Genomic DNA, 13840 nt, shown 5'->3' with positions numbered 1-13840 from the left:
GCGCCTATCCTTGATCCATGCCAGTAGATGGAGAATATGCACCCAGCCCAGAGAAGTGGGTCCGCGATCAGGTGGAGGCCTACGAGGAGTCCGACGGCAAGGCCGGAGCCAACCTGCGGGGCATGCCGGTCGTACTCCTGACGACCCTCGGGGCCAAGAGCGGACTGGTCCGCAAGGTGCCGCTGATGCGGGTCGAGCACGAGGGCAAGTACGCAGCGGTGGCCTCGCTCGGCGGGGCGCCGAAGAACCCCGTCTGGTACTACAACCTCAAGGCCCACCCCGATCTCGACCTGCGTGACGGCGAGCAGACGTTCGCGATGACGGCCCGGGAGGTCACCGGGGCCGAGTACGACCAGTGGTGGGAGCGCGCCGTGGCGGCCTACCCCGACTATGCCGACTACAAGCGCAAGACAGACCGCGTGATCCCGCTGTTCGTCCTCGAGCCGACTTCCTGACGTTTTCCCCCGTCGGTCGGTCCACTCACTCGTCCGCCTGGAACCGCTGTTGCCGCCGCCGGTTCGGATCGTCGGGTCGATCATCCAATCGCGCCTGCTCCGCTGACTGACGGGCCAGGGCCGGCGGGTGCGATGATGGCCGGGCAACCGCAGGATTCCCGCTGCCGCCAGATACCCGGTGGACGTTCGGTGCGCGGTGGCTCTGTGCTGCCCGCGATCCGCTCGAGCAGCATGCAGACCGCCCGGTCGGCGATGTCGCCGATCGGCTGGGCGATGGCGGTCAGATGGGGGGCGAACACGTCGGCCCAGTCGAAATCGTCGAAGGTCACCAGCGCCACGTCGTCGGGCACCCGTAGCCGCCTGGTCTTCAGGGCTCGCATGGCGCCGATCGTCATGTGGTTGTTGGCCACCACCAGCGCTGTCGGCGGGTCGGGGAGCGAGAGCAGTTGGTTCACCGCCTGTTCGGCCTCGATGGCATTGGAATTGCCTGGAACGACCAGGTGGTGGTCGAAGCGGATCTTGTACCGGCGGAGCGCACGGCGGTAGCCCTCGATCCGCTCGGTGGTGGTCTGCACGCCGAGAACCCCGGACACCAGCCCGATCCGCCGGTGCCCGTGCTGGGCCAGATGTGCGGTCAGTTGGGTGGTGGACCTGACATTCTCGACCCCGATCTGATCGAAATCCGCTGCAGCACAACGGTCCACCAGCACGGACGGGATGCGCAGATCGCGGAGGTACTGCAGCGCAGCTCCGTCCCTTCCCGTCACCGGCGCGAGCAGGATGCCGTCCACCCGACGTTGGTGCAACGAGCGGACGATGGCCAGTTCCTCTGCCGGGTCCTCGTGGGTGTCGGCCAGCAGCAGGGTGTTGCCCGCGGCCCGGACCGCTGCGTCGATCCCGGCCACCATGTCGGCGAAATAGAAATTCGACACCGCGGACATGGCAAGGCCGATGGTGGCGGTGGCCATGTTCGGGGTGGCCAGCGCCCTGGCCAGGGTGTTGATGGTGAATCCTGTCTCGGCGATCGCGGCGAGTACGCGGTCCCGGGTGTCCGGATTGATCCGGCGGGTCTCGTTCACGACGTGCGAAACGGTGGAAACGGACACGCCGGCCCGGCGGGCCACGTCGGCCATGGTCGTCATCGTTGACATCCTCCAAGCTGAATCGGGCGCACAGACCACAGTTTCGTTGGGCCATACGGGCGAAAAAGTACGGGCAAGCGGTTGCGCAAGCCGTTGCGTCATGTCACCATAGCTGGGATGTGATCAACACGACAGACTCTGAACGGTCAGGTTTCGGCTCTCCGGGGAGGCGCCCGCGATCACATCACCGGCTCGACCCCACCACGACAGCGAGGTCGATCAGCGACAGCGTTGTCCACCATCAGGAGGACTCCAGCAATGAAGCTCACAGTTCGTCGATCCGCCGTTGTCGCGGTCGCGCTCACCCTGACGGCGACCATGTCGTTGTCGGCCTGTACGAAGAACAGCACCGCTTCGCCGGCCACCAGCTCCGGTTCCTCTGCTGCTGCAGCGGGTTCCGCGGCCGCACCGAGTTCCGCGGCCGCCGCCGGTTCCGCTCCCGTCAGTGCGGCCGGCGGCTCGGCCGGCACCATCAAGATCGGGCTGGTCACCAAGACCGACTCCAACCCCTACTTCGTGAAGCTGCGGGAATCGGCCAAGGCGCTCGCCGCCACCCAGGGCGCGCAGGTCATCGCGCTGGCCGGAAAGTTCGACGGTGACAACGAGGGACAGGTGACCGCCATCGAGAACCTGATCCAGCAGGGCGTGAAGGGCATCATGATCACCCCCAGCAACTCGGCGGGCATCCTGAATGCGATCAAGGAGGCCGAGGCCAAGGGCATCCTGGTCATCGCGCTCGATTCCGAGACGACACCGGTGACCGCGGTCCCGGCCACCTACGCCACGGACAACCTGCAGGCCGGTGTGCTGCTGGGCAAGTACGTCAAGGCCAAGATGGGCGCCACCGCCCCGAAGATCATCACGATGGATCTGGACCCGAGCGCGAGCGTCGGCATCCAGCGGCACAACGGATTCCTCGAGGGCATGGGGTTGCCCGACGGCACGCCGCCCCAGGTGATCGGCAGCGCGCTGACCGCCGGTGACCAGACCAAGGCCCAGTCCGCGATGGAGAACCTGCTGCAGGCGCACCCCGACGTCAACGTCGTCTACTCGATCAACGAGCCGGCCGGGCGCGGTGCCTACCAGGCGCTCAGCGAGAAGAACCTGCAGAGCAAGGTCATCGTCGGCTCCATCGACGGCAGCTGCTCGGGTGTGCAGTACGTCAAGGACGGCAAGTTCGTCGCGACCGTGATGCAGTTCCCGAAGATCATGGCCGAGGACGGCGTCAAGGCGATCGTCGACTTCGCCAAGACCGGCACCAAGCCGACCGGCGTGATCAACACCGGCGCCACCCTGATCACCGACAAGCCCCTCGCGGGCATCGATTCCAAGGATTCGACCTGGGGCCTGGCCAACTGCTGGGGATGAGACATCCCGCTCCACCGCATTCCGCTCCACCAGATCACCGGTTCGTCAGCTGAGCACGGCACTACGCCAAAGGAGGCGGCATGACCAGCATTGCCCCCCCGAAGGCCCGCGGTACGGATCGGGCGAAGGAAATCTTCGCCCGATCCCCAGCCCTGGGACCGACGGCCGCATTGATCGTCGCGTTGGTTTTCTTCTCGATCGCGACCAGCACCTTCCTGAACCTGGACAACTTCAGCACCATCGTCGGCCAGACGGTGGTGGTCAGCACGCTGGCGCTCGGCCAGACCCTGGTGATCCTGACCGCCGGGATCGACCTGGCCAACGGTGCGATCATGGTGTTCGCCACCGTCATGATGGCGAAGCTGTCCATGCAGATGGCTTCCTCCGCAGCGATTCTCGTCGGGATCCTGGTGGCGGGTGGGGTCGCGGCGATCTCCGGCCTGTTGGTCACCAGGCTCCGGCTGCCACCGTTCATCGTGACGCTGGGCATGCTCGCGGTGGTCACCGCGGTGTCGGCCCTGTACAGCGGCGGCACCACCACGGACGTCAGCGCCGACAGCACCCTGACGCTGCTGGGCAAGCAGATCACCATCGGCTCGCTGAACATCAGCTACGGCACGGTGCTGGCGGCCATCCTGTTCCTGGTCATGTGGCTGGCACTGGGCAAGACCGGTTGGGGACGGCACGTCTACGCCGTCGGCAATGACGCCGAGGCCTCACGGCTCAACGGCATCAACGTCAAGGGCGTGCTGCTGTCCGTCTACATCGTGGCCGGCATCGTCTACGGCCTGGCCGCCTGGATGGCGTTGGGGCGCAGTCCCTCTGCCGATCCGAACGCATTCCAGACCGGCAACCTCGATTCGATCACCGCTGTCGTGATCGGCGGTACGTCCCTGTTCGGCGGGCGAGGCGGCATGGTGGGCACCATCATCGGCGCCCTGATCGTGTCCGTGCTGCGCAACGGCCTGACCGCCATGCAGATCGACTCCAACTACCAGAACCTGGCGACCGGCGTGCTGGTCATCCTGGCGGTTGCGTTCGACCAGCTGACCCGTAGGAGGAGCTCATGAGCACACCCGCCCCGGCGACGACGTCGGACGGCCTGGTCACCATCACGCCGTCCGACACCTCCGGCCCGGCAAGAGGTCCGGCCGGGGTGCAACCGATCCTGGCCGCCCGCGGAGTGGTCAAACGGTACGGGAAGGTCACGGCCGTCAGGGAATCGGACTTCGACCTGTTCCCCGGCGAGGTGCTGGCCGTGGTCGGCGACAACGGGGCGGGCAAGTCCAGCATCATCAAAGCGATGACCGGAGCGGTCGTCCCGGACTCGGGTCACATCTACCTCGACGGCAAGGAGGTCCATTTCGCCAGCCCCAACGAGGCGCGCAAGCGCGGCATCGAGACGGTCTACCAGACCCTGGCGGTGGCGCCGGCGCTGGACATCGCGACGAACCTGTTCCTGGGGCGCGAGATCCGCAAGGAGGGGTTCCTGGGGATGATGCGGTTCCTGGATCGCAAGGCCATGCGGATCGAGGCCAAGTCGCAGCTGGAATCCCTGGGCATCGCCACCGTCCAGGACATCACGGTCCCGATCGAGAACCTCTCGGGCGGGCAGCGGCAGGCCGTCGCCGTCGCCCGGGCCGCGATGTTCGGCACCAAACTGGTGATCCTGGACGAGCCGACCGCGGCCCTCGGCGTCAAGGAAACCGCCAGCGTGCTGGATCTGATCAAGCGGATCAGCGCCCGCGGGCTTCCGGTCATCCTGATCAGCCACGACATGCCGGCCATCTTCGAGGTCGCCGACCGCATCCACGTGCACCGCCTGGGCCGGCGGGTCGGTGTGGTGGACCCGAAGGAGATCACCATGTCCGACGCGGTCGCCTTCATCACCGGCGCACTGGACATCCCGGGCGAAGGCGAACACCCGCACTTCGTCGCGCACGGGGAACGGTCGTGAGGTCTGCGGCGGCCGACATCGCAGCCCGGCCGGCGGAGGGAGGCTAGGATCGCAAGCGGAGGCGTGTCCGAGTGGCCTAAGGAAACCGCCTTGAAAGCGGTCGGGTGTAACAGCCTCGCAGGTTCGAATCCTGTCGCCTCCGCCAGAACATTCGGCCGAGCATTCCTCGCGGTGTGGACAACCCGCCCGCGGTTTGTGCCCCGCTGGGTAGGGTCGCCATCATGCAGCCGCACGAGCAGTGGCAGAAGAATTCACCGGCCGGTAGGTATCCCGCGGATGGCCCCCTCGGGCCGGCGCCGGCTACCTCCCCGGCGCCCTTGGATCAGCAGTTGCGGTCCACGCCCGGCGATCCGTCAGGTGTCTTGCTGGAGCTGCGCCCGGACTCGGCCACGTTCTGGCGGGGGGTCGGCTTCCGTGCGTTGATCCTGCTGCCGATCATCGCGCTCGGGATCTACAACGCTGTGAGGGACAACGGCATCGGTGGGGCGGCGGTGCTCTACGTGACGATCGCCGCGGTGATGTTGATCGGTGTGACGATCATGCTGCAGACCAGCCGGGTCGTGCTGACCGTCGCCACCGTCGAAAAACACCGCCTTCTGCTGCACCCGAAAGTGGTCCAGCGCCGGGACATTGCGCTGAGCGTCCTGGTGCCGCAGTACACCTCCGCGTTCAACCGCACGGCGCCTCTGCTGGTGCTCGTCGGCGGGAAGGGTCGTGCGCTGCTGCGCCTGACCGGTCAGGTCTTCGAGGCCGGTGCGCTGTTCGCCCTCGCCGAACGGATGGGGCTGGGGAACTTCGACGTGATCAGCGGGCTGGTCGGCCCGAAAGTCGTTGCCCGACAGCACAAGAGGATCCTGACGCTGCCCGAACGGCGCCCCCTACTGGTGGTGCTCGTCGGAACAGTGGTCCTGCTGGTGCTTCTCGTCGTCGCGATCAACATCTTCGACCCCGTCACGAACCGATGACCGGTCGGTTCAGAGCGCGAAGGACTTCGCCGCCTCGAGGAAGGCATCGTTCTCGGCCGGCGAGCCGATGCTGATTCGGACGCCGCCGGTGGCGTCCTGGAACGGCCGGACGATCACCTTGTTCGCCTCGGTGTGCGCGGCGAATTCCGCCGACCGCTCCCGTAGCGGCAACCAGACGAAGTTGGCCTGGGACGTCGGGGTTTCGAAACCGAACTCGCGCAACGCGGCGGTGACCCGGATGCGTTCGGAGATGACCTGCTGCCAGCGCGGTTTCAGTTCGTCCCGGGCGGCAAGAGCGGCCAGGGCAGCTTTCTGGGCGAGGGTGTTGACGGCGAACGGGATGGCCACCTTGCCCAGGGCGGTGATCACCGCGGGATCACCGACGGCGTATCCGACGCGCAGGCCGGCCAACCCGTAGGCCTTCGACAGGGTGCGCAGGGACAGCACATTCGCGCGGTGGGTCGCCTCCTGGACGCCGTCCGGCGATTCCGGGTCGGTGTCGAATTCGCCGTAGGCCTCGTCGATGACGACCAGAACGTTCTCCGGGACCGCATCGAGGAATTCGGTCAGTTCCTGACGGTGCACGACGGTGCCGGTCGGATTGTTCGGGGTGCAGATGTAGATCAGCCGGGTGGCCGGGGTGACCGCGGCGGCCATCGCCGGGAGATCCAACGTGTGGGCGGACGTCACCGGAATCTTCTGGGAGATGGCGCCGGCGATCTGCGTGACGATCGGGTAGGCCTCGAAGGAACGCCAGCCGAACATCACCTGGTCACCTTCCGAGCACGTGGCCTGCACCAGTTGCTGGCACAGCGCAACCGAACCGCAACCAGCGATCACGTGGCTCTTGTCGACCCCGACGTGTTCGGCGAGCGCGGCGACCAACTGCTGCGCACTGTTGTCCGGGTAGCGGTTGATGCCGTTCGTATCTCCGGTGAGGGCCTCCATGATCGCCGCCGAGATGGCCGGCAGCGTGGGGAACGACAGTTCGTTCGAGGCGAGCTTGATGGCGCCCGGCACCGTGCGGCCCGGTGCGTAGGCGGGCAGAGAATCAAGCGCCGGCCGGATGTGGACCGTCATTCCTCACCTCGTCGATCTCGTCATCTGGTGCTCGTGTCGGCTTGTGTCGTGCTCGTCGACGGCGCCCGTGGGCGTCGTCGATTCCGGTTCGTCACTGTAGTGCGTCAGGTCGAGTGCGTGAGGTCGAGTGCGTCAGGTCGGCGGGGTGTGCCTGGCACGGGACGCTCTGGCCCGCGCTTACCGCAGTCAGACGGCGTGCTCGTGTAGGAAACTTGCATGCGGAAAAATTCGGGCGGACGGGGCTGGACGGTCCACTCGGGTCGGCGCACCCTCGCGGCGGCCTTGTCTGCGCTCTGCCTGACCAGCTGCACGATCGCTACTCCCTCTGCTTCCGGGTCTGGTTCAGCCGTGTCGTCGTCGGTGCGGATCGCCGCTCCGAGCGCCGGGGCTTCGATCGTGGTGACGGTCCCGGACCTCGGTGCGGTGGCCTCTGCGCCCGTTCCTGCTGCTGGGGGTCCGGGGGTTGCAGACGGCTCGGGCGCTGTTGGCTCCGGTGTGTCCGGCACGAAGCCCGCAGTGCTCCCGCCGAGGACCACTCCCGGTCCCAAGTCGTCGGGTGCCGCAACTGCGGCCGCTCCGACCAGGGGGACGCCGGCATCGGTGCCCGTCCCTCCGACGCAGCCTGCGGACCAGACCAGAACGGCCGCAACGGCTTCGAGTAGCTCGATCACCCCGCCGACCACCGCGGTCAGCACGATGAACGTGACACTGGCCAACTGCCCCCGCTGTACGGTGCTCGCGACGCACGCCGCGGTCACCTCGACCCTCGGTGCGGCGTTGGTCGCCACGGCGCAGGGACGTGCCGCGCTGTTGTCGCTGCGGGGCGACGGCAGTGTGGCCGGAGCGGCGAACGTCGCCTACGGCACGTCGTTCCCGACGCCGCCCGGCGGGCAGCTCGGTTGCGACGCCAGTGGTCGGTGCATCGTCATCGCCCAGCAGACCAATGGCACCGCCATCGCTGCGGCCTACCGGGTGAGCGCGCAGGGCACCTGGGTCGACGTCACGGGCCAGCCCGGTATCTCCTCCGTGACGGCCGTGGCCAGGACGCTGACGGTCGGAGGCGGTATCGGGGTGGCGGTGCAGGACCAGGCGGATGGATCCACCGTCTGGATCGTGTACGGATGGGACGGCAACGGCTACTCGGTGAAGGGCTGCACGGCCGCGGCGACACCCGACCCGAACGCCCTGACGATGACGAGCTGTCTGTCCTGAATCAGGCTGTCTGTCCAGGTCAGCGGGGGGCTCGGGCGGCGTTTTGCGGTGCGGTCCGGGCGGCAGGTAGGGTAAGCGCTCGGCGGGCCTCCTTGCGGTGGCCCTGGGAAGCGTGCCAGAGCGGCCGAATGGGACACACTGCTAATGTGTTGTGCGGGCAACTGCACCGAGGGTTCAAATCCCTCCGCTTCCGCGCTGGTCGTCCTCCTGGGATTGCCGGTGTTGGGCAGTACGCAGTACCGCAGTGACAACTGAACAGGCGCCTGTAGCTCAACGGATAGAGCATCTGACTACGGATCAGAAGGTTGGGGGTTCGAATCCCTCCAGGCGCACTCCAGATCCACCTCCCGATCAGGGATCCGACGCCGCGGCTTCTTCGCCGTCTCGTGGGCGGCAGCCATCAACTCGCTGGGACTGATCCCCATCACCTGGGTGATGGCATCCAGATCGTCCAGGTCGAACGCCACCTGACCGGTCAACCGCCGGCTGATCCAAGGCTGGTCCTTGCCAATCGCAAACGCGACCTTCGATGCGCTGATCCGGTTGCGGGCCAATTCCGAACGCAGCTCCGCGGCGACCGCCTCTCGGAGAGAGACTCTGTCTGTGAGTGGGACCGTCATGCTCGTGACTCTACGACCGCTTGCTCAGTCTGTCACTACCCTTCGAGCGTCAGTAGTCAGCCCATTGGCGACAACTATGCGCTGAGCGATTGAAAATGCTTGACTGCGGTTCGTCGTCGCTGTAGACAGACGCAATGACGACTTCAGAACTTGATCGTCGGGTGGGCAGCCGCGTCCGTCAGGCTCTTGCCGCCCGTGCGATCAGCCAGGCAGTGCTCGGTGCATCTCTTCACCGATCCCAGGGCTGGATCAGCCGGCGACTCCGAGGGGACCCGGGGTTCACCCTGGCCGAACTCTCCTCCATCGCAATGGTTCTCGACGTGGAGCTCGACTTCTTCACCGGTCGACTGGCCGATGTGAGCGTGAACGTGGGGGAGGAGGCGTCGTGACCACCGCGGTGGCGGTGGGTCCAGCATCCGCCGGGGTCGACCTAGTCGGTCTGTTGCGCGAAGTCGGTGACAAGGGCTGGGACAGCCACGAAGGCCGCCTGGCCGTGGCGCACCTACGCCGCGTCTGCCGCGGTGAGGCCTCGAGATGGACTTACTCGGCCGGCTGGTTCTCCGACGAAGGCCTGGCCGATGTCTGGGAAGCGGTCAACCGGCTGCTCGTCAAGGGGCAGATCGAGGTGGCACCGTCTGTGGTACGTCGAGTGGCCCAGCGTTCGTACGCAGGGGAAGCCGCCGCAGCCCAGACCGGGGTCGGCACGCCAAAGACCCGTGGCCTGGTACGGATTGCAAGGACGCACCGCAGCACCAGCCTGACCACGACCGAGGCGCTCGAGTCCCTACCCGCACCTGATTCAAATCTGGAGGCTCCACTGCCGGTCTGGATGCGGGTGCTCGCTGTAATGCTGGTGCGGGCCGGCTGGTCGTACCCAGTTGCCGCTCTGGACGCTGTAGTCGCCTCCGCTGCCGTGGTGGCGCTGAACGGACGCCGTCGGCAGTCGCCGCTCGCCGGGCACGACACCGGAGTGCCTCCCGCAGCATGGTCAGGCCTGGCGCTCCTGGTCGCCGGCAGCGGACCCGGATGTGCCGCCGGCAATCGTCAGGTCGGAGCGGCCGACCTCTTCGCCCGCGTTGGCGCGGCTGGCCTTCGGCAGCACGGGGAGACGCTCCGCCTCGTGCAGGGAATCGTCGCCGGCAGGAGCCTACGGACTGCCCGGGCCAACCGGATCGCAGCATGAAACCGACGGCGCGCAACCAACCCCACGGTGCGACCGTCGGACGTCGCATTGTGGACGACGGCTTCATCGACTGCGAGATATGCGGCGAATCGCATCCCGGGGGGAGCGACTGCCCCTGGGAGCTGTTCGCGGCTGGTCTGGGATCAAGTCCGCGCACGGGTGGCGCGGCTGACAATCTCACCCCGGACGACGTCGAGTACCGACGGCCGGTGCAACCCAGCCACAACGGACGAATGCCCCGACCGAGGGCTGAGCTCGACCGTGACGCCGAGCCGGTCCGCGAGAACGTCACCCGACTCGTCGAGCGGCTGGACACGATCATTCGCTACGGAATCCCCGCCATCCCCGAAATCGTTGCCTCAGCAGAGGATCTCGTCGACGGGGCACCGCCCGATGGCAATGAGTCAGCTGCCGAGGAGCTTCGGTGCATCGCCGAGGACCTGCTCGGACTGGCCTCGACCCTCCCGGATGTGGCCGGGCGACTGTGCCGGCTCGCCGATGCGATGGAGAAGACGTAATGCTCGGTCTCTCTCCACACGGAACTACTGATTGGCCTGAGTGGGCGCGACCGTCATGAGCCTTCCTGCCATCTTGTGGGCGATGTACGAAGCGCCGGTCAAGACGAACCCCACCGAGAAGTGCGTCCTCATGGTCCTTGCCGAGCATGCCGACACCTCCGGCGCGAACGCGTTCCCATCGTGGGAACGGATCGCCAAGATCGTCGGCGTCTCGACCAGGACGATCGGCTCCACTCTGTCTTCTCTCCACGCGAAGGGCGTCATTCGACGCGGCGATCAGCGCATCGCGGAGGCCGCGGTGCGCGGTCGCGGGAAGAGCCGCGCGTACGCGCCAACGGTATGGGACCTGGTGATGGACGGCAGCCACGCCGCCGCCACCCAGGCCCACCTGCCGCCGGTCGTCGCTGAGGACCGAGAGGCCATCATGTCCCGTCGAGGGCAACGCGCAAACGTGCAGGTCAACAGACCTGCAGGATCTGCAGGCCCGAAGTCCCAGGGCTCGACATCGGTAGATTCGGCCGACGTACCCGCAGGTGAAGAGACATGCAAATCTTGCATGTCTGCGAGCGCGTGCTTCGAGACGTGCGATCTGGCGTCGCCCCGGCATGAAGTTTGCCGCCGTTCAGGGGTGAAGCCAGCTTCAGACAAACCAAGTACTTCAACCAAGAACTGGAACCCACCACCCCCGGCCACAGCTTCCGCTTCGGGCCGGTCGAGCATCTCCTCAGCAGCTCCAGACCTTTCGGATTTGAATCTCGTCAAGACCGGCATCGCTGAAGGTGTCGACCCGGATGTCGAGGGGTTGGTCGCCGCAGTCCGCGCCTCTCTGCCGGCGGGGCTCGCTCGTCAGGCGATCGGACGTGCGCTTGAGCGCAGATGCCTAGCCCTCGCGACCGCTGGTTGGAGCGCCGATCAAGTGGCCGCCGCCGTCCGAGATCGTTGTTGGGATGTTGCCGGTGTAGGTGCTGTCGTGGCCTGGCTCGAAGACCTACGGAACGAACGTCCTGCAGCAACCTTCGCACGGCGGAGCTCATCGACTGCTGGAGCCCGAGGGCCGGGCCTCGTTGACGAGTACTGGCGAGATCTCACCTCCGCGGCCGCGTCAGATTCACCAGCGCGAGGCGAGGCCGTGCGATTTGCCGCCGTGGCTGCCGCAAACTCCCGCGGACGCCGACTTTCAACTCATGCCAATGCCCGAAATTTTCCGGATTGACGAACGAGCGCTCACCGCGCTGTGGTCCGTGGCGCATGAGGGCAAACGTAGCTATTCAGCTGGGTGCCAGGGTTGGGGGTAGCCAGGGGCCGGTGGTGAACAGTTCGGTGAGGGCGTCGAGTTTGTTTTTGCCCCATTTTCCCGCGGTGGCCAGGTAGGAGTGGACGGTGGCGAATTCGACGAGGCCGGCCAGGGTGCGCCAGCATCCGCCGGAGGTGCGTTGCTGGATTTTCACTGGTCGTAGGTCCCGTTCGGCTTGGTTGTTGGTCCACGGGATCGTCAAGTCTGTGGTGAACCGCAGGATCATGTCTTGGTAGCAGTGGAACCGGCGGATCAGGGTCCGGGCCCGCCGGGCGAGGTCGCTGTGGTCGCTGAGGTTGTCGGTGCGGCCTTTGGCCAGCGCGCCGAGGTAGTGGTTGAGCAGCGTGGCCAGGGTGGTGTCATCCAGGCGGTCAAGGCCAGCCTGTCGTGCTTTTGCTGCGGCGTGGTGGGCGGCGGTGAGGGTGTCGGCCATGGCGGTGGCCCACAGTTGCCCCAGGGGGTCGGCGTCGGAGATGGCGCGCAGATCTCGGAGCAGGTGCGCTCCGCACCAGGCGTGCAGGGCCGGGAGGTGCTCGTATCCGGCGTAGCCGTCGCGGACCAGCACGCCGGTGAACGTGGCCAGGACTCCGCCCTGGTCGATGTCGGCGCTGGATCGTCCGGCGACGTGCAGCAACGTCAGGTATTCGGTGCAGGCGACATGCACGTAGGCCAGTGCGTTGTCGGCGCGGCCGGTGGTCTCATCCGCGTGCAGTACCGGCGCGGTCGTGAGCAGTTGTTGCAGGTGCGGAACGAACGTGCCGATCAGTTTGTGTGCGGCGCGTCGGCGGGCGCGGGCGGTGAATCCGGTGGCCAGGTGCAGCCCGGTCAACGTTTCCATCAGGGTGTTGGCTCGCCCGATGGGCAGGTAGTGGGCGCAGGTCAGGTAGGCGCACATCGCCAACGCGGCCGGTCCGATCCGCACCGGGGATCCCGGCGTGGCCAGGACGTCGGTGTTGAGGTCGGTGTTGTCGGTCCAGTCGGCGGTGGTGGTGACGCCGCAGCATCGGCAGGTCCGCTACTAGGGCGTGTCCCGTGGATCGTTCTCCGTTAGATGCCTGAGCCAGATTCCGATGCTGGCGACGTCGACGGTGCCTCGGTAGACGAACTCCCGTTTGTCATACCGGGTGGCGACCGCGCGGTAGCCGCGTAGCCGGTTGAACGTCCGCTCCACGGTGTTGCGGTCCTTGTAGATTTCCTTGTCGAATTTGGGTGGCCGACCACCACGGGAACCCTTGGACAGGCGACCGTTGATCTGGTTCACCGGCTCCGGGATGGTCGCCTTGATACCCCTACGCCGCAACGACTTACGGATTCTGCCGCTGGAATACGCCTTGTCCGCCAACACCCGATCCGGTCGGGTCCTAGGCCGCCCATCACGGCCGCGCACGATCCGAATATCGGCCAGCACCGCGGTGAACGCCAACGCGTCATGCCGCTGACCAGCCGAGATGACCCGCCCCACCGGCCGACACTTCGAATCAGCCGCCATGTGGATCTTCGTCGTCACCCCGCCGCGGCTACGCCCCAAACCCTCCCGATCAACGACCGGCGGCGGCCGATCCGCAGAATTCTTGTAGTTCGATAGTGCCCCCTGTGTCTTTGAGGGCCTTGATCGGAGCCTCCAACACGACGCTGGCAAGGACGGCGGCGGGGATGTCCTTCGGCGGTTCGTGCCGGGCACCTGCCGCGTGGTGATGCGCCCGGATCACCGTCGCATCCACCCCCAACGCCCACTCACCGACATCGCCGTGATCGCAGTCCGCCCGCAGCATCGACAGCACCCGCTGCCAGGTACCGTCCCCTGACCAGCGACGATGCCGGTTGTACACCGTCTTCCAATTGCCGTAACACTCCGGGAGATCCCGCCACGCCGAACCGGACCTGGTCCGCCACAGCACCCCGTCGACGACCCTGCGGTGATCGACCCACCGACCACCCCGAATCGGGGTCCGATCCGGTAGCAAAGGCTCCAACCGGGCCCACTGCTCATCCGACAAATCATGACGATTCTGCACAAATCAGAGTCTGTCGGAACCGACCTCCAAG

14 protein-coding genes, 3 tRNA genes and 1 pseudogene are annotated in these 13840 nt (G+C 66.6%); 13 read left to right on the top strand and 5 right to left on the bottom strand.

The genetic code is table 11. The annotated features are described in order from the left end of the window. Window positions 1-17: 17 nt before the first annotated feature. Entirely contained in the window at window positions 18-455 is a 438-nt protein-coding gene (locus tag H7F38_RS01950; RefSeq protein WP_187092621.1) for a nitroreductase family deazaflavin-dependent oxidoreductase, read from the top strand. A gap of 80 nt (window positions 456-535) precedes the next feature. Here H7F38_RS01950 and H7F38_RS01945 read toward each other — a convergent pair whose 3' ends face one another. Further along, window positions 536-1597 carry a LacI family DNA-binding transcriptional regulator gene (locus H7F38_RS01945; RefSeq protein ID WP_187092620.1) on the bottom strand — a complete coding sequence of 354 codons (1062 nt, stop codon included), beginning with the start codon at window positions 1595-1597 and terminating at the stop codon, window positions 536-538. Between the two features lie 318 nt (window positions 1598-1915). On the opposite strand from H7F38_RS01945, the gene H7F38_RS01940 reads away from it, so the two are divergent. The 5 genes from H7F38_RS01940 to H7F38_RS01920 all read left to right on the top strand — a co-directional run bounded on the left by H7F38_RS01940 (window position 1916) and on the right by H7F38_RS01920 (window position 5887). Beyond that, entirely contained in the window at window positions 1916-2965 is a 1050-nt protein-coding gene (locus H7F38_RS01940) for a substrate-binding domain-containing protein (RefSeq protein WP_187094417.1), read from the top strand. 80 nt (window positions 2966-3045) lie between these two features. Next, window positions 3046-4035 (top strand): ABC transporter permease, encoded by a 990-nt coding sequence (locus tag H7F38_RS01935; RefSeq protein ID WP_187092619.1) that lies wholly within the window; start codon window positions 3046-3048, stop codon window positions 4033-4035. Then, entirely contained in the window at window positions 4032-4922 is an 891-nt protein-coding gene (locus H7F38_RS01930) for an ATP-binding cassette domain-containing protein (RefSeq protein ID WP_187092618.1), read from the top strand. The genes H7F38_RS01935 and H7F38_RS01930 overlap by 4 nt, the downstream gene beginning before the upstream one ends. 57 nt (window positions 4923-4979) lie before the next feature. Next, window positions 4980-5067, top strand: a tRNA-Ser gene (locus tag H7F38_RS01925). A 76-nt stretch (window positions 5068-5143) separates the two neighbouring features. Next, window positions 5144-5887, top strand: coding sequence for a hypothetical protein (locus tag H7F38_RS01920; RefSeq protein WP_187092617.1), 744 nt, complete (start codon window positions 5144-5146; stop codon window positions 5885-5887). 9 nt (window positions 5888-5896) lie between these two features. Here the strand turns inward: H7F38_RS01920 and hisC are convergent, their stop codons facing one another. After that, window positions 5897-6967: a histidinol-phosphate transaminase gene (hisC, locus tag H7F38_RS01915; RefSeq protein WP_187092616.1), complete on the bottom strand. Its 1071-nt coding sequence runs from the start codon at window positions 6965-6967 to the stop codon at window positions 5897-5899. Between the two features lie 216 nt (window positions 6968-7183). On the opposite strand from hisC, the gene H7F38_RS01910 reads away from it, so the two are divergent. From H7F38_RS01910 to H7F38_RS01900, 3 genes are all read left to right on the top strand, one after another. Further along, window positions 7184-8179 carry a hypothetical protein gene (locus H7F38_RS01910; RefSeq protein ID WP_187092615.1) on the top strand — a complete coding sequence of 332 codons (996 nt, stop codon included), beginning with the start codon at window positions 7184-7186 and terminating at the stop codon, window positions 8177-8179. Between the two features lie 106 nt (window positions 8180-8285). After that, window positions 8286-8372 (top strand) — tRNA-Ser (locus H7F38_RS01905). Between the two features lie 66 nt (window positions 8373-8438). Next, window positions 8439-8511 (top strand) — tRNA-Arg (locus H7F38_RS01900). Here the strand turns inward: H7F38_RS01900 and H7F38_RS26405 are convergent. Next, the gene (locus tag H7F38_RS26405) at window positions 8470-8799 is read right to left on the bottom strand and encodes a helix-turn-helix domain-containing protein (protein WP_187094416.1); all 330 of its coding nucleotides are present in this window, start codon (window positions 8797-8799) and stop codon (window positions 8470-8472) included. The two genes, H7F38_RS01900 and H7F38_RS26405, sit on opposite strands and share 42 nt — an antisense overlap. A 134-nt stretch (window positions 8800-8933) precedes the next feature. Here H7F38_RS26405 and H7F38_RS01890 point away from each other — a divergent pair, with 134 nt between their 5' ends. The 4 genes from H7F38_RS01890 to H7F38_RS26400 are packed head-to-tail and all read left to right on the top strand — an operon-like array spanning window position 8934 to window position 11713. Continuing rightward, entirely contained in the window at window positions 8934-9188 is a 255-nt protein-coding gene (locus H7F38_RS01890; protein ID WP_187092614.1) for a helix-turn-helix transcriptional regulator, read from the top strand. Continuing rightward, window positions 9185-9982, top strand: a complete 798-nt coding sequence (locus H7F38_RS01885; RefSeq protein ID WP_187092613.1) for a hypothetical protein — start codon at window positions 9185-9187, stop codon at window positions 9980-9982. The genes H7F38_RS01890 and H7F38_RS01885 overlap by 4 nt, the downstream gene beginning before the upstream one ends. Further along, entirely contained in the window at window positions 9979-10500 is a 522-nt protein-coding gene (locus tag H7F38_RS01880; RefSeq protein WP_187092612.1) for a hypothetical protein, read from the top strand. The genes H7F38_RS01885 and H7F38_RS01880 overlap by 4 nt, the downstream gene beginning before the upstream one ends. Window positions 10501-10555: 55 nt before the next feature. Continuing rightward, on the top strand, window positions 10556-11713 hold the full coding sequence (locus H7F38_RS26400) for a helix-turn-helix domain-containing protein (RefSeq protein ID WP_370531324.1): 1158 nt from the start codon (window positions 10556-10558) through the stop codon (window positions 11711-11713). Window positions 11714-11768: 55 nt separating this feature from the next. Here H7F38_RS26400 and H7F38_RS01870 read toward each other — a convergent pair. Together H7F38_RS01870 and H7F38_RS26395 are read right to left on the bottom strand one after the other, a co-directional pair. Then, window positions 11769-12746 (bottom strand): annotated as a pseudogene (locus H7F38_RS01870) (IS66 family transposase); the annotation flags it as partial. Window positions 12747-12812: 66 nt separating this feature from the next. Continuing rightward, window positions 12813-13809, bottom strand: a protein-coding gene (locus H7F38_RS26395) for an IS5 family transposase (RefSeq protein WP_370531250.1) whose coding sequence is annotated in 2 segments (ribosomal slippage) — window positions 12813-13406 and window positions 13408-13809 — 996 coding nt in all. Because the reading frame shifts where the segments join, the coding sequence is not laid out codon by codon here. Between the last annotated feature and the right edge of the window lie 31 nt (window positions 13810-13840).

The sequence above is a fragment of the Nakamurella sp. PAMC28650 genome, from assembly GCF_014303395.1.
Taxonomy (GTDB): domain Bacteria; phylum Actinomycetota; class Actinomycetes; order Mycobacteriales; family Nakamurellaceae; genus Nakamurella.
The sequence above is the reverse complement of the archived record's forward strand: the minus strand, read 5'-3'. Positions and strand labels throughout refer to the sequence as shown.